At 35.2% G+C, this 23,630-nt stretch carries 19 protein-coding genes and 1 other RNA gene; 10 read left to right on the top strand and 10 right to left on the bottom strand.

The window, feature by feature from the left end:
* Positions 1-112 precede the first annotated feature (112 nt).
* Positions 113-3,898 carry a hypothetical protein gene (locus ACMAYX_RS08110; RefSeq protein WP_412471765.1) on the top strand — a complete coding sequence of 1,262 codons (3,786 nt, stop codon included), beginning with the start codon at positions 113-115 and terminating at the stop codon, positions 3,896-3,898.
* A 53-nt stretch (positions 3,899-3,951) separates the two neighbouring features.
* Here ACMAYX_RS08110 and ACMAYX_RS08105 read toward each other — a convergent pair whose 3' ends face one another.
* The gene (locus ACMAYX_RS08105) at positions 3,952-5,127 is read right to left on the bottom strand and encodes a hypothetical protein (RefSeq protein WP_412471766.1); all 1,176 of its coding nucleotides are present in this window, start codon (positions 5,125-5,127) and stop codon (positions 3,952-3,954) included.
* Positions 5,127-5,903: a hypothetical protein gene (locus tag ACMAYX_RS08100; protein WP_412471767.1), complete on the bottom strand. Its 777-nt coding sequence runs from the start codon at positions 5,901-5,903 to the stop codon at positions 5,127-5,129. The genes ACMAYX_RS08105 and ACMAYX_RS08100 overlap by 1 nt, the downstream gene beginning before the upstream one ends.
* Before the next feature lie 113 nt (positions 5,904-6,016).
* On the opposite strand from ACMAYX_RS08100, the gene ACMAYX_RS08095 reads away from it, so the two are divergent.
* From ACMAYX_RS08095 to ssrA, 5 genes are all read left to right on the top strand, one after another.
* Entirely contained in the window at positions 6,017-6,832 is an 816-nt protein-coding gene (locus ACMAYX_RS08095; protein ID WP_412471768.1) for a hypothetical protein, read from the top strand.
* Positions 6,833-6,842: 10 nt separating this feature from the next.
* Positions 6,843-7,424: a pyroglutamyl-peptidase I gene (locus ACMAYX_RS08090; RefSeq protein WP_412471769.1), complete on the top strand. Its 582-nt coding sequence runs from the start codon at positions 6,843-6,845 to the stop codon at positions 7,422-7,424.
* 183 nt (positions 7,425-7,607) lie between these two features.
* Entirely contained in the window at positions 7,608-8,072 is a 465-nt protein-coding gene (locus ACMAYX_RS08085; RefSeq protein ID WP_412471770.1) for a hypothetical protein, read from the top strand.
* A gap of 79 nt (positions 8,073-8,151) precedes the next feature.
* On the top strand, positions 8,152-8,625 hold the full coding sequence (locus ACMAYX_RS08080) for a hypothetical protein (protein ID WP_412471771.1): 474 nt from the start codon (positions 8,152-8,154) through the stop codon (positions 8,623-8,625).
* 111 nt (positions 8,626-8,736) lie between these two features.
* Positions 8,737-9,104, top strand: a transfer-messenger RNA (tmRNA) gene (ssrA, locus tag ACMAYX_RS08075).
* 78 nt (positions 9,105-9,182) lie between these two features.
* On the opposite strand, the gene ACMAYX_RS08070 is transcribed toward ssrA, so the two are convergent.
* The 6 genes from ACMAYX_RS08070 to ACMAYX_RS08045 form a co-directional block, all read right to left on the bottom strand.
* Entirely contained in the window at positions 9,183-10,673 is a 1,491-nt protein-coding gene (locus ACMAYX_RS08070) for a hypothetical protein (protein WP_412471772.1), read from the bottom strand.
* A gap of 71 nt (positions 10,674-10,744) precedes the next feature.
* Positions 10,745-11,848, bottom strand: coding sequence for a tyrosine-type recombinase/integrase (locus ACMAYX_RS08065; RefSeq protein WP_412471773.1), 1,104 nt, complete (start codon positions 11,846-11,848; stop codon positions 10,745-10,747).
* 117 nt (positions 11,849-11,965) lie between these two features.
* Positions 11,966-12,901 carry an ATPase domain-containing protein gene (locus ACMAYX_RS08060; protein ID WP_412471774.1) on the bottom strand — a complete coding sequence of 312 codons (936 nt, stop codon included), beginning with the start codon at positions 12,899-12,901 and terminating at the stop codon, positions 11,966-11,968.
* 129 nt (positions 12,902-13,030) lie between these two features.
* Positions 13,031-13,339, bottom strand: coding sequence for a helix-turn-helix domain-containing protein (locus tag ACMAYX_RS08055; protein WP_120404300.1), 309 nt, complete (start codon positions 13,337-13,339; stop codon positions 13,031-13,033).
* Positions 13,327-13,542, bottom strand: coding sequence for a helix-turn-helix domain-containing protein (locus ACMAYX_RS08050; RefSeq protein ID WP_412471775.1), 216 nt, complete (start codon positions 13,540-13,542; stop codon positions 13,327-13,329). The genes ACMAYX_RS08055 and ACMAYX_RS08050 overlap by 13 nt, the downstream gene beginning before the upstream one ends.
* A 102-nt stretch (positions 13,543-13,644) precedes the next feature.
* Positions 13,645-14,409 (bottom strand): hypothetical protein, encoded by a 765-nt coding sequence (locus ACMAYX_RS08045; protein ID WP_412471776.1) that lies wholly within the window; start codon positions 14,407-14,409, stop codon positions 13,645-13,647.
* Between the two features lie 157 nt (positions 14,410-14,566).
* Between ACMAYX_RS08045 and ACMAYX_RS08040 the strand changes: the two genes are divergently transcribed.
* Both ACMAYX_RS08040 and ACMAYX_RS08035 read left to right on the top strand, forming a co-directional pair.
* Complete coding sequence (locus tag ACMAYX_RS08040) at positions 14,567-16,786, top strand: P-loop NTPase fold protein (protein ID WP_412471777.1); 2,220 nt, start codon at positions 14,567-14,569, stop codon at positions 16,784-16,786.
* 43 nt (positions 16,787-16,829) lie between these two features.
* Positions 16,830-17,753 (top strand): hypothetical protein, encoded by a 924-nt coding sequence (locus ACMAYX_RS08035; RefSeq protein ID WP_412471778.1) that lies wholly within the window; start codon positions 16,830-16,832, stop codon positions 17,751-17,753.
* Between the two features lie 579 nt (positions 17,754-18,332).
* On the opposite strand, the gene ACMAYX_RS08030 is transcribed toward ACMAYX_RS08035, so the two are convergent.
* Positions 18,333-18,710 carry a hypothetical protein gene (locus ACMAYX_RS08030; RefSeq protein WP_412471779.1) on the bottom strand — a complete coding sequence of 126 codons (378 nt, stop codon included), beginning with the start codon at positions 18,708-18,710 and terminating at the stop codon, positions 18,333-18,335.
* Positions 18,711-18,939: 229 nt separating this feature from the next.
* Here ACMAYX_RS08030 and ACMAYX_RS08025 point away from each other — a divergent pair, with 229 nt between their 5' ends.
* The gene (locus ACMAYX_RS08025) at positions 18,940-20,673 is read left to right on the top strand and encodes a DUF262 domain-containing protein (RefSeq protein WP_412471780.1); all 1,734 of its coding nucleotides are present in this window, start codon (positions 18,940-18,942) and stop codon (positions 20,671-20,673) included.
* A gap of 374 nt (positions 20,674-21,047) precedes the next feature.
* Complete coding sequence (locus ACMAYX_RS08020; RefSeq protein WP_412471781.1) at positions 21,048-22,382, top strand: DNA adenine methylase; 1,335 nt, start codon at positions 21,048-21,050, stop codon at positions 22,380-22,382.
* Positions 22,383-22,407: 25 nt separating this feature from the next.
* Here the strand turns inward: ACMAYX_RS08020 and ACMAYX_RS08015 are convergent, their stop codons facing one another.
* Positions 22,408-23,337, bottom strand: coding sequence for an HrgA protein (locus ACMAYX_RS08015; protein ID WP_412471782.1), 930 nt, complete (start codon positions 23,335-23,337; stop codon positions 22,408-22,410).
* Positions 23,338-23,630 lie beyond the last annotated feature (293 nt).

Genomic DNA, 23,630 nt, shown 5'->3' with positions numbered 1-23,630 from the left:
TAAAAACTTACAATTGCCTCGATAAATTAATTTCTTTTTGATGTGCCCTCAACATTCTCAAAAGGGAATTATAAAACAATTCTTATCAAAGTGATCAAAAGGAGAGGGAATCATGATGAGATCAATTGCTGAAGTAGCAAAGAAGAGAAATGTTGTTTTATTAGCTGTTATGGCCATGGCCGCCAATGCACATGCGGGACTTCCATCGGGACTTCCAGACGAGATTGATTACCGTACCTATCTTTCCGCATACAACTCAGCTAAGTCTCAAAGTGATGCTGCTAGAATGTCTGCCACTCAAATCAGTGATCTTATCCTTGAAATCGTTGCTAGGCTTGAGGCCAATGGAAGTGAGATCTCAATCTCAAAAAGAGAGATCGAAGAGGCCATCCTTCTTGTTTCTGATTTAAGTACACAAAATATGAATCTTGAAACGACAATTTCAGAGCTAAGCTTTGAAAACCAAGGCCTAGAACAAGAACTTCAAAGACTTGCTGACTCACTAAGCGATGTAAACGGAGAAATTAATCGCACTGAATCTGATCTTTCAGGCCCTCGCAATACGGCCCGCAACCTTAAGCGTGCTCTAGACTCTGTTCTCTCAAGTCTAAGAGCTAATGGAGATCGACTCGATAAAGCACAAAAGAAATTAGACCGCACAAGAGACCAGATCAAATCACTAGAATCAAATATCTCTAAAGCAATAGATGAGCGCGACCGCTTAAATATCAAACTTCCAAAAATCCAAGAAGAAATAAAATCAAAGAAACAAGATCTTGCGCAAGCAACTTCTAAGGTTTCTACTTTTGAGTCACAAGTCGTAAATGCTCGCACAAAACTTCAAACGGCAAATACTGAAGTTAGTGAAGCACAAGCGCAAGTAACTCAAATCGAAAATAAGATCAGTAAACAAGAACAAGCAGTTAAGCCACTAGTTCAAAAAAGAAGTAATTTACAGTCTCAATTAAGTACTGCTCAAACAGCATTATCTGCTAAAACAAGCGAACTTGAAAAAGCGAAGAGGGAACTTGAGAGTGCAAAGTCACAAATCGATGGACTTAAATCACAAAGAGGTCCTCTTGCTTCTCAAAAGACTAATCTTGATAATAAGAGATCTGTACTAGAAGCTGAAATGGTACAAGTTGAGGAGGCCCTTAAAACTCTAATGGCCGGTGATCGCAACGATCGAGGTAATGCTAATCAAATCAAAAATCTTAGAGAGCGTCGTAAAATTTTAAGAGATAAAATCCAAGAAACAAAAACACGCCTAACTCAAGTGTCTACAGAGCTTGAACAACTTGCTAAAAAGATTGCTAAGGCCGAAAGTACAATCAGTGGTGGTAGCAATCAGATTGCTATCCTTGAGTCTGAAATAAATACGAAAAAGGGTGAGGTTAGAAGTCTTCGCCAAGATATTAAAGATGTTGAAGCTGAGATCGCACAAGCGGCACCTCAGCTTGAAAAGCTAAAGCAAAGACTAGTTGCAGCTCAAAATAGTTTAAATAGTGCAAAGACAGCTCAAGCATCGGCCAAGTCTGATCTTGATAAGGCACAAGCTAAGCTTGCCCTAGTTAAATCTGATATAAAGCGTCTTGAAGGTGATATCGCTTCACTTCAAGATCAAAAGCAAAAAGCATCACAAAGAGTTGCACTCATTGATTCAGATTTAAAGAAATTTAGAAATGAACTAAACCGTGAGAAGAATCAGTTTGATAGTCAGCGCCGTGAAGTTGGCTCACTTAGAAATACTCAAAATGCACTCGTGGCAGAACGTGATTCATATGAAAGAAGACTATCAGTAGTTGAGTCAGACATTAAATTACTTGTTGATCGTCTTGATTCACTTCATGTAACTCGCTTAGAGTTAGAAGAGCAGTCTCAAGCAAGAAGTGAAAGACTTGTTGCCAACCAAAATATCATCGCTGATTCATCACAACGAATCATGCAAAACTCAAGTGTTATCGCTTCGAAAAGATCACAGATGGCAAGTAACGAAGATCGTATCGCAGATCTTGAAGTTGAAAGAAGTCGTCTTCTTGAAGATAAGCTAGTTAAAGAGCAAGAGTTTGCAAGAGCAGACACTGTTGCAAGTGATCTTGAAAATATCACAAATAATAAGTACCAAGCATACCAAGGCCGCAGCAACCTTTATGTTCAATATGAAAGAGATGCAAAAGCTCTTGGAGCATCTCAAGGTGAAGCCGCTGGAGCAACTGCAGGTGAGTACAAGGCAAGTGCTGATGTACAAGAAGATGCAAGTTTCTTTGGAGGTGCCAACGGGAAGAAGCTAGGTGAGTTACGTGGCTACCTTGCGGGACTTGTGGATGGAAAAGAAGATGGTCTTACAAAGGGGTATGAGGCCGGTGTTAATTCTCAAGCAAGCTATGATGAAGGTTTTGCAAAAGGGTATGAAGCTGGTGTTGCAAAGGCCAAGAGCTTAGCAAAGTCACAAGAATTTCCAAAAGGATATGAGCAAGTTAAGAGCGAGACTTTCTCTAATAAACCAACAAATAGAGTGATGTTATCAAATAGTGTTAACGGAAGTCTTTTCTTAGAGAAAGCATTCTCAATGGCACAAGAATTTGTTTCTCCAGCTTTTGAAGCATTAGATTTTGTCGCTCCTGAATACACAGCGACTACTGAATCATTAGGTTCAAGATTTACTTCAAAAGTAGATCAAGAGATCGCCAAAACACAAAGAGAGATCGAGTCATATGAAAATGATAGTGCAAAAACAAAAGCGCTTCCTCAGTATGCCTACACTGCGCCAACTCGTATCGATATCGATGAAGACTTCAAAAATTGCTTTGATGTTTACAAAGGTGTTAATGAGTTCAAGAAAGCGTGTGGTGCTTCTTACGATGCCGCTTATAAAGCTGAATTTAGTGTTAGTCACAAAGATACTTACTTCGCAGGCTACGTGGACTTCTTTGAGAGTTCTCGTGATGAAGCTGCCGCTGGTAACTTTGAAGCAGAAACGCAAAAAGGTTTCGACAAAGCTTACAAGACTGCCTTTGCTGAAGCTCGCTTAGAAGGAGAAGGTGTTGCCTTCAAAAATGGTGTTGCAGATGGTGAGGAAGCTGGATTTGATGAAAATATCCAAGCAGCAAAAGAAGAAATGCTTGCTCTTGGTAAGGCCCAAGCAAAGAAGCTATTTGCTAGTAACGCTGTTGTTCGCCTTAACCAAGCAGCACAAACAAGTGTAAAAACTGAAGATGCAAAAGGTCTAACTCAAGATGGAAAATTCTCTGTAGGTCTTGGGCTTGTAAACTTTGGAAAACTTGCTTCAAACCGCGGTGCGATTAGTGCAAAAGTAGTTGCAGCAACTTCAAATGTTGAAATCGTAAACTCTCGTACAAACTTAAGAGTTCTACCAGCACAAGCACAAATTGAGCTAACAGATGTTATCCAAGCGAAAGTTGCAAATAACGCTCGTCCAGGTTCAGATATCGAAATGAAGATCGAGTTAACTTACCCAGGTGATGAGCTAAGTGGAAGCTACACTGAGATTGCAACATTCAATGCAAATGTTGTCGTTAACCCAGAGGTTCAAGTTGCCCTTGATTTTGAAGATAAGGTTAAGGATCGCAAGTGTGCGCTAGGTCTATTTAACTGTAAGTTTAGAAGCCACGATGTAAAAGTTAAGCTAACAGGTCTACGTGACTTTGTTCCTGGAAGCTACGATGTTGCAATCAGTGTACTAGAAGGGGATAAGTTTGTTGAACTTAAGAAAGGATCAACTAAGGTTGCAGCTCCTGGTCGCGGTGTAACAGCAACTGGTGCCCTAACTTACAAGTTTAAGAAAAAGACAAAAGACGACAAACTTAAGTTTAAAGTCGATGTTTCTTACAAAGGCGAATTACTACAAAGTAAAGTAATCGATGTAAAAGCAAAATAAGAATCAAAGAAATTTATAATTAAAATTAGACCCCTCGTCCAAGGGGTCTTTTTTTATTCATTTAGTGGACAATCTTTTTCACTAGCACAATGACTTCTTAACTCATGAAATTGAACAGCAGCATCAGCATTATCATTGTGAGCGATTGTCGCTCCTCCAAGCTCTCCCCAATTTGGAAAGTTGTAGTAAAGGCCGCCATTCTCATTGATTTTAATTCTATTGTGACACATGTGATTTAAAAAAGGTTCGTTGTCGTTGTCTCGTACGCAAAGTTCGATATTTCCATCGACGATTCGATAATCAGAAATTAGGGTTGTATGAGTAAAACCAGCGCTTTCTTTTCTTGTGAAGACAAGTTGTGGCTGTTGGTTATTGTCAATTTTCTTCTTTATATCCTCAAGTAGCTTTTGAGAATCTTCACGCTTCATTGGTGACGTTGACAAAGTTGTCTTTAGGCCTTGAAAAGTCATGGCCTTGTTGGCCCACTCTTTTGACATTTTCGTCGCAAGATATGATTGAAGATCTGGGTGATATGAGAGCTCAAAAAGGTTATTAAAACCAGGGATTTTTCGAACTTTATTATCGGCAATATCATCAATAATCTTCTTGTAGTATTCAAGGGATTCTTTGCGCTCTTTTGAATCTGGAGCAGCATCCAAGTTAGCGCGAGCTTCTTTCTTACTGCCATCAAAGAAGGCAAGGCGATTAAACTTTGATGTTAGAGAAGCATGTCCCCAGCAATACCCCTGAGTCCCTTCAATATCTGATAATGTGATGGAATCGTAATTTCTAAAGGCCATTGAATTATTTATTTTGCTATTTTCAATTATGGGATCGCGTCTTTTGAAAATATCAAAGTTATTTGGACATAGGGTTTCACATGAGCAGGTCTCACTTGTGCAGCTTCCCCAACTCTTACACGAACAAACCTGCTGGCGAACTTCTTTAAGGATATTTCCAAAGTCTTCAAAAGCTGTTTCACTTGTCGGGCGCTGACAGTTTACTTGTTCAGATGATAGAAGCTGTGCATGTTGCTGAATTGAAAGTACTTTGGTTTCCTCTGCGGTTTTAATTTGATTGTATTGATAATTACTAATGGCCGACTTCGCTCCACGATAAGGAGTTGTGATAAGATTTTTTACCGCCGTAACAGCTCCTAGTCCTGCTTGGTTACACGAGCCGAGAGCTAGTAAAGAAATGAGAAATAAAATGGATACCAGTAACTTCATTACTTAATATCCTTAAGAGCAGAGGCTATATGCACCAGAGCAGGAGCTTCTTTCTTTGCTCTTTCAATTAACTCATTTAATCCCTTATGCTTTAGCTTTCCTGATTTTAAATAGCGACAGATCTCCATCGAGACCGCGTAGGAATTTGGAAACTCTTTAAGCATTTGCTCACAGTAGAAGCCATGCTTTTTACCCTTTAGACGTGAAAGAGTGTCGTATTCAAGCTTGGCATTTATATTTGCATGTTCTAGTCCTGAAGGATTTCTAAGAGCTAGGGCCTTTGAGTATTTCTTCTTGGCCATGAGTTCTTTGACATTCTTATCTTTAAAGAATTGGCCATAGAATCCGCTTTGAATTTGTTTTGAATTAGAAAAGACATTCTTCCAAAAACGCAGGATCTCGTCTTTATCGGAATCTTTAGAGGAAGCAATCGCTTTTTGATATGACTGAAAATAGCTCTTGGCCTTGGCCTGATCGAATTTATAAAGCGCAAAGAGGTAGGATGTTTCTAACTCTAATGGGTCAACTTTTTTAGGTTTAAGTTTTTGGGCCTTTTCATAGAAGCTTATGGCCTTGTCTAAGTGGCCGTAGGTTTCAAGCTCAAATGCTAAGACGATATAGGCATTAAACTTTTCTTCGCTCGTTAGGCCATCTTCAATACCGTGCTTTTTTATAATTTCTTGGGCACTACTTAATAGGGCAGCATCTAATGCAGAGGCCGTGGCATTAAGTAGCATTAAGAGGAGTAAAAGTATTGAAATTACATATTTCTTCACAGACTTCTTATCGGAATCTGTTCGAATATATTTATAGGGTAAGTACTTGATATGTCATTAGATGTCATAAGTTTTTATTAGGCGATGGGGCCAGAATTTGGGAGGATATTCCTATGAAAAAACTAATCCTAATCGCAATTTTAAGTCTTAGCTCTTACGCAAATAACTGCTCAAATCTTGAGGCCATCGCAGACACTTACAAAAGTGATCTTAAGGCCGAGCTTCAAAAGACATTTTATCCCGAAGACGCCGAAGGCCAGGCCAAGTTTCGCACAAGTGTTGGCCAGAAGCTTAACTACCTAAAGGCCCTAAAGCATCAAGTGGATGTGTGCTATCAAGACTATCAAATGAAGGATGAGGTTTATAATTGCAGTCTATCTGCTGATCTTCTAAAGTCACGCCACCCTGGAGGTCTAACGACAAGTTATACCGGAGCAATCTCTACTGATGGTGATTGTATGGCCTATCTCTATCTTGGGCATACCATGACTCGAAATCGAGAAGGCAAAGTGGTGCTAAAAAACCTTGGTGGGAAATTTGAAATCAACACGCTTTATAAGTGCAGTGGCGCTTATACAACTGAGGAAGATTCATTTCGTAAGATGATCTTATCAGGTGATAATTTCTTTGTGATGGATCAGTACATGATTTATCGCACCGATGTGAAGGTACTTGGCAAAAAGTATGTGACGCAAAACCTTCTTGAGATTAATTATAAAGATTCTGAAATAGCCTTTCATTACGGCGCAGCTGAACTTGCTATATCGACAAAGGATGGAAGTGTCATTCGCACAAACTTCCTGACGATGGATGAGGTGAGTGAGGGACGTTGTGAGACTTCGTATAGTGAAAAGAATAACTCAATCTATCCACGCACAAATATTGACGAAGAGGCGTGGGGATTTAAGTTAGAATACGTGGCATACTGAGATTTATGATATGAGAGCAAAGAAAGTTTTAATCACAGGCTTTGATGCCTTTGGAAATAATCTCATTAATCCAAGCGGGGAAGTGGTGGAGGCGACCACGGCCAACTTCTCCCACCTTGAGGTTCACAAATTAATTCTTCCAACAGTTTTTGAAAAGAGCTTGGCCATCTTAAAGAAGGAAGCCTTCTTTTTAAATCCCGACTATATCATCTGCTTTGGCCTTAACGAAAAGGCCCGCGAAATAAATCTCGAAGTTCTGGCCCACAACCTTAACGATGCAAGCATCGCAGACAACGAAGGCAATTGCCCGGTAAACGAAGTGATCTTTGAGGGAGCAGCTGCAACTTATGATTCCACTCTTCCCATAGGGGAGATTGAAGACGCCCTTCTTGCGGCCCAAATTCCCGTGGCCATCTCTCGCGACTGCGGACGCTTCGTGTGTAATCACGTCTTCTATGGCATTCGCCACATTATCGAAGAAAAGAAGATGCGCGCCAAGGCAGGCTTCGTTCATCTTCCAAGCTTTGAGACGATGGGGCTCGCCGATCAGGTTGAGGCGCTTGAAGTGATTTTGGCGGTGCTTAATCACTAGAGTCTTTTCTCTTTTAAAATTTCTTATTTCATTTTGGAAATATTTCGTTTTTGAGGTGAGACTGGAGTAGCTTTCGTTAAATTCAATATTTACGAGGGAGACTCTATGAAGAATTTGATGATTATTTTAATGACTTACAAGTAAATTTTGGAAGACCTCAATTTAGAGACTAGGAAGCAGAGAATGAAATTTTCAAATAAAACAAGCTTATATTTATGGCCATGCCTTTTACTCTCACCAGTACTAGGCTACTTTTATTCAATTAATTATTTACAGGGGAAGTTTAGCATAAGCATTTCAATCTTATTCTTTCTCATTGCATTTATGATTATCGTTTCAATATTTGGCCTCATTTACAATTCAATATTAGGACATGAGAGTGGGGTTAGTGTTGGAAAAATAACCCAATTTAATCAAGTTCGTTCACTATTGGATTTACTAGAATATTATGCTGGCGTTTCACATATTGTTGGTGTGATTACTGTTGCAGGTATAACTTTTTATTGTCTTGCTCTGAAGGGTACAAATTTTGAATTGGGAATGGCCTTGGCGGTAAGTGCTTCACTTTTTAGTGGGTTTCTTTATCTCTTTGTTTCCCAGTTACTTGTGGATTTATTTAATTGTAGATCAAAGACAACTAAGGAGTAATACGATGAAGGGGATGCAACACAGAAACTCTCGTAGGCCACAGCTTGGAAACTTGGAATAAATTATGAGAAAAAAAACAATGAACAGCTTAATGGTTTTCACTCCACTTATTGCAGCAGCATATTCTGTGATAAAAAGTTATAGTGAGTATTCAACCCATGACAATTCAACTCTCATATGGATATTTATTTTACTTGAGGCTTTGCTTTCTCTGTTTTCTGTTTTTGCAATAGAACTCATTATTCTAGGAATAATTTATAACACTGTAAGAATTATGAAGCCTACAGTTAGAAATGATATAGAAAATTGTAATGAACTTGGCCCTCTATTTAAAAAGGTGGTTTTAAATTCTCACAATGTGGAAATACTTGGTTATATTTTACTACTCAATCTATACCTGTATAAGAATGTCGATTTAGAGCTCGGTTATATTCATGGAATTATTCAACCGCTACTTGCTGCGATTTTATTAGTATGTTCCCTAGTTCTAATTAAGAACCTGATCTACTTTGGTGCTTCTTTAGTTAATCTAGAAAATGTAGATGAAAAATAAAGATGTGTGCACAGCGTTGATTGTCGATGGATTTCTTTCCACTTTTGAAATGCTGTGCTATACTGCCGCTTACGTATATTTGTTCCAAATATCCGCAAGTCAAAATCTAATGGGGGTGCCCTGGTTTCGACGGGATGGTTGACAGGTATCCGGGCGTGTCCAGGTTGGTCTCCACGGTCCTGGTAAAAAGGAGTCCACCGTTAATTGCAGACGATTATGCAATGCCAATGGCTGCCTAATTAATTAGGATTAGTCTTGTGAGGCGCTACTGCCAAGAAACAGAATGTAGCAATCCAGTTAAGTCTGCTGGTTAACTAGGCTTCGAGGCTGCCGGGCCTCCTCGTAAATCACTCACCGGGGTTTGCCGAGGTCACGTATCACGGACAGTCTTGTCTTCTGACGATAACCGAAGACTACACACGTAGGCCGCTATCAAGACGCTATTTCGGACGTGGGTTCGATTCCCACCACCTCCACCACGATCTTCTAACTATTTAATATTATTCAGCTTTTCGTGGTGGTTGCCTTGTCGTGTGGCAACGGTGTGGCAGGTTTTTTTATTTCTTTTTTGCTGTTTTTTTAGTCGCTTTCTTCTTTGCTGTTTTCTTAGAAACTTTCTTTTTTGTTGTTTTCTTAGAAACTTTCTTTTTTGTTGTTTTCTTAGAAACTTTCTTTTTTGCTGTTTTCTTAGAAACTTTCTTTTTTGCTGTTTTCTTAGAAACTTTCTTTTTTGCTGTTTTCTTAGTCACTTTCTTCTTTGCTGATTTTTTAGAAACTTTCTTCTTTGTTTCTTTTTCTTTCTTTGCACCAAGTTGAAAAATAGTATTCTTTTCTTGTTCCTTTGTTATCAACTTATTTGTCGTCAGCTTTTCAAGTAATAAGATAAAATCGTTTGAACCATTGAACTCCTTAAATATTGGCCATTCAATTAGGTCATTTAAATTCAGATGTTCTGACTTTATTAAATCGTAAATAATCTTTGAACATTCGGCATATTCTTGCTCGAGAAGTAGAAGTTTTCCAAGTCTGAAAATTTCGTGTTTTGCTGAATAATCAACATTTTTAACCTCGTCGACAATTTTCTCAATACCGTGTTGTCTTTTAATTGATAACCAATTATTGATTTGTGAAATTGTTTTATCTTTATCTTTAATACCTTTATCAGATAGAATTATTTTGTAGATCTTCTCTGCACAATCCCATTTTTCATTTTTCATATGGTCAAATGCATAAGTTAGATATGTGTCTATTCTTGTCTGACTTTCCTTTTCTAGTTTTTGCCATATTTTTGATGAAAGAAAGAGGAATGTTGTTTCGATAAGGTCTATGTATTTACATATATCATCAAACTCAAGAGTTAGTTGTTTATTGATTTTATATTTTTTCTTATTTTCTTCGCTAAGTCCATGTCTGAAAATATTATTAACAACTCCATTATTGTGTACATATAAATTTCTAATTTTGAATATGATATTTACTTCATTGTGTAAGTGCTCAATATCTTGAGTTTTAAGTTTTATATTCTTCTTAATGAATTCCAACCAGTCAGAATAGCTTCCATGTAAGAGAGATTCAATATTTTTTGAAATAATGTAAGTTCTTGCATCATCTATACTTTCAATTTCTTTTAGGTCTTTTAGAGCAAAATACTTATGAGTATCGCTAAGTGCATCGGAATGCTCGTTATAGTATACATGTAAAGTATTTGAAAAAAACCACTCAGCAGTCGAAATTAGGTTGATTAATGAGCTTTTAAATATAAGCTTCTTCTTTGCATCATTATTTTTAAACTCTTTCATCATATTTCGTAGTTTCTTGCTTGGTGATTTTTTAAAAACTACTTCCGTCGTTTTTTTATCTTTCGACTTTTTAAGTTCTACACTTTCTTGATTTTCTCTAATGTAAGTAATTAGCTCTTGAAAAAAAGCTTCGCCCTTTATTGGATTCTCTTTGTTCTCTTTTTCTTTTAAGTGGTTAGAGAATGTCGAGTGAAAATCTCTGATTACAGAAATACTCTCAATAAAGTCATTTGTTTGTTTCTTTAACATTATAAAGTACCTTGATAAATTTCATCTCACTTCGCTTGTCGGAAGTAAGATGAAATTATTTACTCAAAATATCAAAATGAAACAACGTTAGCGGCTTCAATCATAAAATCTTTGTCTAAGTGAGCATAGATCATTGTTGTCTTGATGTCGGAGTGCCCTAATAATTTCTGCAATGTATAGAGGTTTCCTCCATTCATCATAAAGTGACTTGCAAATGTATGCCTTAGATCGTGAAAGCGAATTATTTTTGAAAGGCCCGCAATTCGTTGTGCTTTTTTGAAGTGTCTTTGGTTAATATGGCTGTAGGGTAGAGGTTCGCCATTAGGTGTAGAAAAAACGAACTCTGAATTTCGTGTTTTAAGACGATTTTCGAGTATGGCCCTGACCTTATCATTCATTGGAATGTATCGGCCTTTATGGGTCTTTGTCGTGTTTCTAAGACCCTCCCTTGTTAGAGAGCGATTGATGCTAATGAAGCCACCATTGAAGTCAACTCTATCCCAACATAGGCCACAAATCTCGCCAAGTCTTAGTCCTGTGTTAAGAGTCATCTGATAAAAGTCGAGCAAAGGATTATTTTGATTCTTGTCGATGAATTGCTTTATTTCTTCCTTAGACCAGTATTCAAGTTGTGAAGGGTCTTCCTTTAATTCCTTAAAGCCACGAATAGGGCTTCTAACTAAGTAATCAAGTTTAACCGCTTCGTTGATAACAGTCTTTAAAACCATCATCACTTTATTAACTGTTCGATTCTTTTTGCCTTGCTTGAGAACGTAGCTCTCAAGTTTTTTGGCATGGTGGTAGTTGATGTGTTTTAACTTCACTTCACCAAGAACAGGAAGGATATACATTTTAAAATTCGATTTATATCCACGAATCGTTTTCTCTGCTTTTCGTCCTATGACGTGTTCTCTTAGCCACATTTCTGCAAACTTTTTAAACGTGATTTCGCCGTCTATGTTTACGCCTGTGTCGATAATACGTTGCCTTTCAACGAGCATCTTTGCTCGGAATTGATCAGCATCGTACTTTCGGTAAAAAACTTTTGATATACGTTTGCCGTGAGGCATACGAATATCAACTCGGTACTTTTTTTGTTTTTGAGCGTTTTCGCTCGTTTTCGAACACTTTTTGCTCGTTTTAGTACCTTTTTTGTCCTCGTCTAATTTAGCCATTTTTGCTCCTTTTTTGAAAAAAGGATTTGTGGCCTACTGTCGTCCTGATTATTCGTATGTGAAAGAGCACTAGACTTATACCAAATATAGAAAATAAGAAAAGGCCTTTCATACTTTTTACCAACTCTTTTGGAAGCTTTTTGTAGAAAAACGTTGCGATTTGTTGCGAAAAAACAGCTCTTTAGCGATTTTGTTATCTATTTGCTGATCTTTTACATAAAAACCCTCATTTTTGTACTTTTTGTAGCTCAGATCATAGTAGTTACCGATAATATCGCCATCAAGACGTGATTTAAGAATTGATAAGATTCGCTTAGATTGATCTTCGTAATTACAAAAGTTATTCAAGGCATACACGAATGAAGGGGAGTTCATAAAAGCTGAATTCGCACGAATATCTTCAATAGTAAGTTCTTTATCAGGTGCTACTGACTTAGCCTGATGGACAACACCTATAAGTGCAATTTGATATCTTTGTGTTGTAGCACAAAGTGTTTTCATGAAATTCGCTTGAATTTCGGGGGAAGAATCACCAAAAGAGCAAGTTGAGAAATTATCAATATAAGCTAAGTCAATCTCATACTCCTTCACAAACTTAAATAGCGAAGCTACCCATGATTGTGGGTCATAAATAGTCGCTTGATCTAAGTCAGATTCATCTATAAGAATAAGCCTTCGCATGATGTGGTTACGTTCTTCAATAGATTTATACTTAAGAGATAACATTGTATCGAATCGACGTTTAACATCGCCTTTCTCGCCTTCTGAAAGAAAGAGTAGGGTTTTGTAACCATTGACGATATTCTCGCAAGCTAGAGACTGTACGAGAGCTGATTTGCCCTTGTTTGTTCTTCCTAAGAAGACATGAGTGTGTCCTCTTTGAAAACCTTTGTGAGCTTTTAAGAAATTGTACTTCGTTTTAAAGTCTTCTTTTAATTCTTTTATTTTAATTTGATCGAGACTATGTCTCTTTATTTGTTTTTTTGGTTTTAATATCTCTTCGTCTAGCGAAAATCTTATATCTGAAACAGATATCTTTTTTAATCTTTTCATTTTTTAAATTCCTTTTTAAATAATTATTAAACTTTAAGTTTTAGTTTTTTAGGAATGTTCAAAATGAGCACTATATTTATTATCTTATATTTATATAGGCATCATTTTGAACACTATATAGTAGTCATTTTAGCCACTATCTATGTTCGGAATGTTAGGTACTAAGAGCTTATAGTCGCTATTTCCTGTATAAATTGAGCCTTTCTTCCATTCTAGAAAACCATTAACCACAAGTTCTTGAATAAGATTTCTTAGTGTTCTATGCGTACCAATCTTTAAGTCTTTCATGATCTTTTTCTGACTCGGAAATGACCTTCTCGCATTGCCTGAGTAAGAACGAAACTTAAGATAAGCATAAAGACCCATGGCCTTAGCGCTTAGATTCTGACTCTGAAAAATTTCATTTGGGATTTGTGTGAAGTTTCTTACCAGAGCCATGATGAATCCTGATCTTCAACTTTTACTGTGATTGAATCAATCCATTTGAGAAGTTCGTTTTTCTTAAAACGTACAAGACGCCCAAATTTTACGAATGGTATTTCTTTGCGAAATACCGCCGTGCGAAGTCGTGAGACTTTGACTGATAGGAAGTGAGATGCTTCCTCAATTGTTAATAGCTCTTTCTCTGTAGAATTTGACATTAAGTCCTCCTTTTCTATCGTGGCCAACATCATTGTTGGATTGATATCTAAGGTAGGAGTTAATTTATTGTTCTATAACGGGAGAAACGTGTAAGAATTTTTTTACACGATTCCTGTGGCCCTTTTCTTAATAATTTCAGTAAGTTGCTTGATGCAGGTTTTTTTGTAGTGATTAAGCTTATTTTCTAAATTTGCTTTATTATCGTAGCTCCATTCAAGCTTTTTTTGGAATAATTGGTCAAAGAAGTATTCATGTGTAATGGCCATATAATCAATATAAGTCGCCCAATAGTTTCTATATTGCTCTTTAAATCTGTCTTTGAGAAAAAGATAGAATCTGTATTCAAAAATATGCTTATGTTTGTAGTTGATTATATAGAAGTGTGAATGTTGTACACCATCTTTAATTCTGTCATAGTTATAATAAGTAGGTGTACCTAAAATTAGTTGCTCAATTATAGCTTCTTCTATATTTACGGCTCTCATTCGTTCTACTGCATCCTGCGATAGGTACTCTTTCATTTCTCTAGTCGAAGGATTTTTCATCATTGGTCTACGAAACTTTTGATTTGAATACAACTTGTTGCTGTATAGTAAGAATATTGATGATCTAAAATATCTTTGAACGTTCTCTGAGAACTTTTTCTCTTTGCCGATTAGCTTTTCTATTTTTTCTTCATATTCCTTTATTTTTTTAAGATTTGGGAGAAATGTTTGAAGATAGTCGTATAGTTCTTGAGAATTAATAAGTGTGTCTATTTCTTCTTGAGTAAAGCCGTCACTGAATAAGTTTCTAATAGAGTTTGGTGGAATATATAGATTCCCTTTTTTATTGATGAAGTCTTGAAATATTTTGTTTGTATTCATTTTTTTTAGTTATCACTGTATTCGATAAATAACAAAAAGGCGTAGTTTGTAAGTCATTGATTCTCTGTAAGATGTTGTAATCATTATTTATTTTATTTAGAAAAAACCGATAAGTTTGTAATTAGATTTATATTAATGATTTGAGAGGGCTTGTAAATTGGAAGAAAGGGAACATATTTGGTCAACTGTTAAGCCAATAGATAATGAAGAAGATGATAAATTACAAAGGTCTGAATTTGCATCTAGTATTGCAAGTTCTTTAAAAAACTGGCGTGAAAAAGAAAGTTTAATTGTTGGAATTTACGGAAAGTGGGGAGATGGAAAGTCTTCTGTGAAAAACTTGATATTAAAATCACTAAAAGAAAGTAATGATAAGAAAATTAAGGTTATTAATTTCGCGCCATGGGAATGGAGTGAGCAAAAAAGTTTGAACAATTGCTTTTATAAGGAACTGTCTCTTTCACTTAGAAGTGATAGTGATAAAAAATTAAAAAAAATTGCAGACCTTATATTAAATTATCAGGAATACTTCTACTCAAGTTCTATACAGCTAAAAAAAGTAAATAATGGTTTTAAAAAAACAATGGTTCTTTGTGGTATAGGTTCAATGTTAGTTGGATATTCTTTACCTGCAAATATACAAAAGTTTGCAATAATCTTTTCATTTACACTTTTAGCTTTGTCGCAATTTACCGAGTCACTATCTTCCTTTTTCGAATTTGTAGCGAGTTTCTTTCGTGATAAAAAAGATAGTATAAGTTTAGAAATTTTAAAAGCGAATATATCTAAAAAACTACTCGACGCTGATACAAGTATAATCGTATTTATAGATGATATCGACCGATTATCTCCTCAAGAAATTAGATCATTATTTAGACTTCTAAAAGCAAATGCAGACTTTCCTAAAATGGTTTATGTAACATTATTTCAAAAAGATATAGTGGAGAATTGTCTCGATGAAGGAGCTATATATAGTGGTGATGAATATTTGAAAAAGATAATTCAAGTTGGTTTCGATCTTCCCAAGCCTCCCGAGTCTAAGATACATAATGTATTAAACCTTGAGCTTAATAAACTTATAACAGTTCATAGTAGCGAATACGACTCAAACAGGTGGGGGAATGTATTCATTGATGGTTTAGATGTTTATTTCAAAAACCTTCGTGATGTGAATAGATTCATATCTATCCTAAAGTTTCATTTAGAAAGTGCAAAAAATAATATGAACTTTGTTGATCTCGTTTCTTTAGAGATATTAAGACAATTTGATCATAAATTATATGAGTATATCTATAAGAATAAAAAAATATTCACATCATTTCAAGGGAACTTATTTAATCATGAGGAAGAAAATGGCAAGATCATCTTAGAAGGTTTTTTTGCATTAAGTAAAAAAGCTACACGTGATCAGCTAGAGAGTTTTTTAGATGAAGTCTTTCCAAATACGATGCACTTCTACGGGAAAAATAATAATCAAACCTTTCCAAATTCTTTTGCTCAGCAAAGAATATGTAATGCTGATGTTTTTGATCGTTACTTCCTTCAGTATTTACCAAATGGAGAACTTTCAAAAAATGATTATGACTACATTTTAAGCTTATCTCATAATAGAAAAGAACTATACTTGTACCTGATGAGCTTTCACGATAACGGAACGTTGGATGACTTTTTTACTAAGTTTGAAAGTTTTGTAACGCGAATAGATCCTAAAAATTGCCGAGAATTTATTCCTGCTATAATTGATATTGCAGATAAGTTAGATAGTGGAAGAACTGGAATGTTTACTATTTCACCTTTTACTCATGCTGAGCGTATATTGTATAACTTTATTATTATAAATAATAAAGTTATCTCTCCTCATGATATTGTGGAGTCCTTGAACGATTCACATGGAATTGCCCTTGCATTTAAAACTTTATATAAAGAAACAATCTATAGGGATAGATTTAAGAAAGACGTAGGCTATATTTTCAGTGAAGATAGTCGGGATGAATTGTTAGCTATTGCTAAAGCAAAAGGAGACTCAATTTTAAGAGGGGATATTAATTTATTTGAAATTGAAAGTTTAGATATGACCCTTTTCTTTTGGGCAGAGTTGGTGAATAGGGATGATGTAAGAAATTGGGTTCGCATGAACACTATTGAGACAGAACAGTTGATACTATTATTGAGTAAAGTAATAAGTAAGTCATACTCAAGCTCATCAATTAGTACCGAAGTAATCTATTATTTTTCCAAAGAAACAATGGAAACATGTTTTTCTAAACTTGAAAATATATTCTCAAGAATCTCCGAGATAGAAAAATTCTCTAAAATATCGAATCATGTAATAATTGATGCTCTTATTGATTATAGAGACAACGGTCCAAAACGTTAACTCGTTATTTAGTATTTATAGTTTTTAAAGGATTAGAAGTTTAATGAAAAAAAATACAGAGAAAAAACTAGATAAGTTAATAGATGAAGTTGAGAGTACTCTTTCTTCAGGTTTGAAAGATTCTTTTATTATTGATGGAAGTATAATCAAAATCTCCTCAAGCCCTGAAGATGTCGGAAAACAAGTAACAGAGTGTTTCTTGACCTTGCTTGGCAAAATTTTCGAATCATTCTTATTAGTAAATGAAATTGATGAAAATGATCCTAGAGCCGTTAAAACAAGAAAGAAGCTTGAGAAGCTAAAGTTTGATCCTAGTGATTTATTGAAAATAGGTGAAACACTTGAGTCTGCCGCAAAGCTTTATACTAAAATTAATGATGAGCAGATAGTTGCATCTAGTGATCTATTTCAGAAAGTTTTCAATTCTCAAGTTATTGAATACGGTCAGGAATATGAGACTGCGTTAGGTTTTTTTATTGATGAGCTTTCTAATGTCGATATTATCAATGAGATGGTAGAGAAATGGAGATCATCAGACTTTTTAAATCAGCGTATAAATGCACTAGAACAAGCTCTTGATGCACATCTGGGTGAGAAGTTCTTGTTGTCTACACCAATATTTTTAATACATATTGAACGTTATTTTGCGGATATTTTTTCTGATGATTTAAATATTAGAAACTTACAAAAGAAATTGAAAATAAACAATTATCTCGATAGATGGGAAAGTACCAATGGATTATCAAAGTCATTCTCTGAACACGGTTTCTTGCATTACATCGCGAATGATATTGTTGGAAAAGTTCCTGAAGGAGAAGAAAGAGCCTACCCAAATCGAAACAATATATTACATGGGGAAGACCTAGATTATGGAACTAAAGAGTTCTCTACGCGATGTATTTTAATATTAGATATTATTGCTAATGTTGATCATGCAGACCTTAGAGAGTTAATTAAAGAAGATTGAATATGAGCGTGTGGCAAACCGTGTGGCAAGATTCCCAAAATTTTGATTCAAAAATCTCTGAAAAATTTCAAAAAATTATAAGTTATTAAATTCAAATCGGTGACATATTTCTAGGACCGTCGCCATAGGCCGTTTTTCGTGTGGCAGATATGTGGCAAAGTAGAATATTGCCCTCCACACTAGAATAATGAAGGAGACAGTAGGCCAAAATCCTTATGTGATTTTGGTTAGTTATTTGATTGTGGTCTAGTTTTGCCACACGTTTTCTGTTGTGATCGCCGATTATCAGCTGTGTTTGGCCGTTCTTGGCAATCCCACCACCTCCACCAAGCGCTCGCGCGTTAAAGCTCCTTAGGAGTTTTAACGAGCCGCTACCTCCCCAACATTTGGATTAAAAAGTTACGCCGAGAGGAGTGCATTTATGCACGACGGTTCGGTAATGGAGGAATGGGAAAGGCTTTCGACTGTTTGTTACGTCACATTTTTACGGTTGTGCATCCGCGACGTTGCAACGTCGGCGATATATGGGCGGAGACCATCTCTCTTAATTACTCCATTCAAATGTGGCAGAATATCTTTTTACTCTCTAATAGACTTACTGTTTTCTGGTTTTTTATATTTATTTTTTAAGAGGAGAAGGAAAGCTATTGCTAAAGCCTCCGTAAGAGTTGTGTAGGTTGATTGCTCTAGTGTGGTTAATGAAGTTTCGTAGCCTATTTGAAACATAGGGAAATATAAAAATGGTATATAGATCATTATAAATACAACTAGGAACACAGAAACTTTTCTAATAATCTCCACTTTAAAAATATTACCTAATCCTATTACTACAATGAATGTGTGAACAGGTCTAACTTCATTACTTAACGAAAAAATGTATGCAGTAATAGCAAATAATATAAAACTTGTACCTATAATGTAGTGTCTGTATTTTTCAAGTTTTTCCAGTAATTTCATTAAGCTATTTTATCATATATTTGTTTAGTTATTTCTTTGTTACATGAAAATAAAAATGTGAGTGTTTTTAGGCACTTCGAGTGCAAAACATATTGTTTTATTAAGTAGTTGATTTAAATCAATTATTTATGCGTATTTGTCGATTAGGAAATATTATTAATTTAAAAGAAGAAGTTAATGCGAGTATTGTATTTTTATATGTGGTACTTCGCTTTAGAAGGGGGGAAGTATGTCATTTAAAGCATTTCCATATAATGTATCTACTATTTTTTCTGTAAAGAAAAGAAGATTTTTAATTCCTAGATTTCAAAGAGAGTACTCTTGGGGGAAGGAGCAATTAGCAGAGCTATGGATTGATCTTATTAGTAGTATCCGTGTGGAGGATGGGAAACTTTGCCCTACGAGTTATTTTATTGGTTCTCTTGTACTGATTGGAGATGAGAATACTGAAGAGCTTCAAATTGTAGATGGGCAGCAAAGGTTGACCACAATAACAATCCTAATGTCTGCATTAGTAGAGACTTTTAAGAAGAATGAATGGGAAGATGAGGCGGAAGGGCTTTATGAGTTTATTCAGGGAAAAACTGTTGCAAATAAACCATTTTTTAAATTAGAAAATGAAATCTCAAGGCCATTTTTTCAGACAAATATCCAAAATATCGATAAAAAAACAGAAGTACCAGATGGTGATGAAGAGAAAGCTTTAAAATATGCTTATGATTTCTATATGAAGGAGTTGGGTTTTGAAAATATTCAAAAAACATTCTCGCAGAAGGGATTAGGAAGTCATAGCTATAAAGAACTTGTAGAGTCTATAAGGGATCAGCTCTTAGAGCTGAATGTCATTTTTGTAACTGTTCCTACTGAAGATCAGGCTTATGATGTTTATGAAACTCTTAATGCAAGAGGAATGGGGCTTTCAATAATGGACTTGATAAAGAACGATTTATTTCGTGATTTAAAAATTGAACATCCCGATGATTTTGCAAAAACTTCTTGGGGAAGAATCAGGGGGGAGCTTCAGTCAAGAGAAAATAGTGTTTCTTTAGATCGGTTTTTCAGACATTTTTGGTTGTCAAGGTTTGAGTGTAGAACTGAAAGTAAGATTTATAAGTCTTTTAAGTCAAGAATGAAGTCAGGAGAGATCAACTCGGCAGATTTTCTTTCCGTTTTAGAAAGTGAGGCGGCGAATTATTCTAAGATAATAAGCCCAAAGCTAGACGATTGGATAGCATGTAATGGAAAAGAAGTGTTTCATTCTCTAAAAGCACTTCGCTTGTTTAAAATTCAGCAAGCTAGTTGTTTTCTATTGGCATTATTATCTTCTTTTAATAATGGAAAAATTAAAATAACGGACCTCAATGAAACTTTTGTTCTTTTAGAAAATTTTCATTTTATGTTTAGTACTATTTGTTCAAAAAGGCCTTCAGGGTTAGATCAAATGTATAGTAAATATGCAATTTTGGTCTTTAAAATGAATAAGAAGAGTGATTATAAGCCTATATTCTTAGAGCTCAAGAGAGCGCTAATGCGAAAACTTCCGGATTTTGAAAATTTCGAGGCGAATCTGTTGAAAATAACGTACTCTAAAAAGCAGACTAAATATGGAAAAATTATTTCCTATATCTTTGAAAGACTTGAGAATCATCTAGTTGGAACAAATGAGGTTCTCTTAAGAGATTCCTCTATTGAGCATATATATCCTGAAAGCGTCGGTAAAGTTGACTGTCCGAATGAATTTAGTATCCTAGGAAACTTGATGCCTTTATCTCGAGAATTAAATGAGTTAGCTGGAAACTCTTCAGTTTCTGATAAGGTTAAAGTTTATGAAAAGTCTGGATTTAAGATGGTTGAAGAGTTTTTAAATTTATATACCGATTCTTGGTCAGAGGAGGAGATATTAAATAGGCAAAAGTTGATTGCTACTAAGTTATGGGAAATGCTAAATGAAAAGTTCGCTTAATCCTTGCTCTTTTTTTGTTGTTCTGCTTTTTCATAGGCTTTAAATATATAAGTTAAACTAGCTTGATGAGACTTAGGTTTTTATCAGGCTAGTTTGCATTTAATCTATAAAACTCTATTACAAATAAAGGTTCATTTGCTAATCCTTTAAGAAACTAAGATTCTATTTAGCGATCTCCGTCTCAAAACACTTTATTTTTATATGTAATTTTTCTAATTTTTTTAGATTAAGTTTCTCATTATTTAAATAATGTTTTTATTTCTTTTTAAAAAATCAAACACTTAGGTTTTATTTAGTGATATTGAATATTGCATTACTTAATTTTAAATTTACTGACCATTGTATATTGGATACTATCTTTTTACGGAGAGCAAATGATAGAAAACACTACAATTAATGCAGAGAGGCGAGCTGCGCTGCGTAGAGATGACAAATATATTCACATCATGAAATATATGGGAAGTAAAAGAGAGTTGCTTCCAGATATCAGAGAAGAGATTGGTAAGGTGGCAAGGTCCGGTGATGGTGTATTAGATCTTTTTGCAGGTACTGGATCAGTAGGACTTTATTTAAAAGATAAATATAATATTATTTCAAATGATATTCAAAACTATAGCTCTGTAATTTGTGATGGTCTTATAACGGCATCAAGTATAGAGCTAGACTTTGATATTGAGTCTTCATTAGTAGAGTTAAAAAAGTGTTTTAAAAAGAATAAAAATAAACTTAGTACAATGTTTTCTGAGACCCTTTCAATTTCTAATGATTTTGTTTCAATAGAGAAGAAAGGTTGGAAAGATTCAGAGAGAAAAAAATATATAAAGTTCGTTGAATCATTTCCTTCTCCATTGAATAAATTCAAAGGCAAGACAGAAGAGCAAAACTATCTTTATAGTGAGTATATTTTAAGAGAGCGAAAATCTAAGTTCCCATATCTTCAAACGATGTTTTTGTTTGCTGAAACATATTTCAGTACAGAGCAAACAATGGATATAGACTCCGTGAGATATGCTATAGACAAGGTGTTTGGAAATAACAACGTGGAAAGAAATATGGCTTTGTCTGCACTAATATATGCTCATAGTTACTGTTCGAGTGGTACTGGGCATTTTGCTATGTTTAGGGACCTAAAAGATGTTAAATCTATCAATGATGTTTTCCTGTATAGAGATAAAAGTGTTTGGTCTTACTTCGAAAAGAAATTCAGAGAAATTGTAGAGTTTCATAGCTTTACACCCGAAAGAAAGCACTTAGCAGTATCTTTAGATTTCGAAGAAGTTCTTGAGGATAGAGAGTTATCTAAAAAGTATGATGTTATTTATGCAGACCCTCCGTACTCATTTGTTCATTATTCAAGATTTTATCATGCTACTGAAAGCTTGGTTCGTTATGATTATATGATGCCAAAGTTTAAAGGGCGATATAGGACAGACCGACACCAATCTCCATTTTGTCAAAGATTAAATGTAGAAGAGGCATTCAATAAATTAATTCAGTCTTCTTCTGATAATGGCAAGACTCTAGTTTTGTCTTATGCTGATACAGGCATGATTAGTTTGGCTAATATTCTTAAATTGGCTGAAGAGAATGGTATGGAATCAAGTGTTAGAGAGGTTGATTATGATCACTCAACTATGGGGAGAGCTGGTCACAAATCAAATAAAATCAAAGAGTACTTAGTTACAATGTGTCCTAAATTAGTAAATTAATGGGTTTTGAGAAGGTTTTCGTGCTCTAAGAGTCTTCTAGAGAAGAGCATGAAAAGTCCCAGAAAGACTTTGATGACTCACCTGTTTGATAGAACTTTCTAATTTCTTTTATATAGTTTTTAAACTCGATATTCTCTACAGCGAGCTTGTTACATGAGTCCCAGTCGATGTCTTGCTTTTCTCTACAAGGGAGGAGTATCTGGCTCTCTGCAATGTTATCTAAATTTAGAAGAATGAAGCCTATCCCGTGTGCAGATGTCAAGATCCCTAGTTCTTTAAGTGCAGGTTCACTTATTTCTGCTGCAACAAGGTATGACTTGTTTGCCCAGGAAGAGTTTGATACTGTTTGAAAAAATGCTTCTCGAACATTTGTAGAATTTATTAATCGTTTAACCTCAAATGACCACATGCTTACATTTTTGTCGTAGTGTGATTTTGAACATTTTCTAATCTCTTCGCACCAGTCCGTACTAAGGTCTTCAAAACCTACAATGTCTGGATGTAGCCATTTATTACCATTTTTACCTCTACTATTTTTAGATCTTTTTTCGTTAATGCGTTTAGAGCTAGTATTGTGTTGTAGATGAAGGTATTCACTAAGAAGAGGGTAGAGGTCTTTCTCTAAAGGGATCGACTTTTTAGACTTTTCTTTATCGAGAGCAGCTAGTTCTTGATTTTCACTAAGTTCGCTGTAGAAGTATTTTCTAGGACGACCTTCAGTTGTTTTTACATTTTCATTTTTCTTTTTTATAAGAGGGGTACGAGACCCTATCTCTCGGGTTAATTGATTAATTAGTTCCTGGTGATTTGAAATGTTTTTGCTTTTGTTTACTTTTCCTTTAAGTTCATCATTGTATATTTTGGCAACAACTTCTGCTAATTCTCGTGCCGTAAGTTTTTCAGGGTGATTATCTTTTAAAATTTCGATAACTTTATCATTTAAGCGAATGGTCATTTACTATCCAGTGTTTTTATCTAATTCTATATGAACAGATATCTAACATGAATTGAGGAAATTTTTCCTATTGTTTAAACTAGGTGTATTGCCTATCTCTGGTTTTATTCGATAACTATGCATAAAGAAAAAGGACCAGTTACCAGAGCTACTAATCAGCAATTCGATTCAAGAGTTCTGGGCCAGTTGAGCAACGTTGATCCTAAATAAAGGTATTGTCCACATTCGGGGGATGACTATGGGAAGATCGAAATAGTTAAAATAATGCAAATCTATATTAGAAAAGTGGGCGT

This window comes from Halobacteriovorax sp. RT-2-3 (assembly GCF_047085075.1).
Taxonomy (GTDB): domain Bacteria; phylum Bdellovibrionota; class Bacteriovoracia; order Bacteriovoracales; family Bacteriovoracaceae; genus Halobacteriovorax_A.
This window is presented reverse-complemented; position numbering and strand designations above follow the sequence as displayed.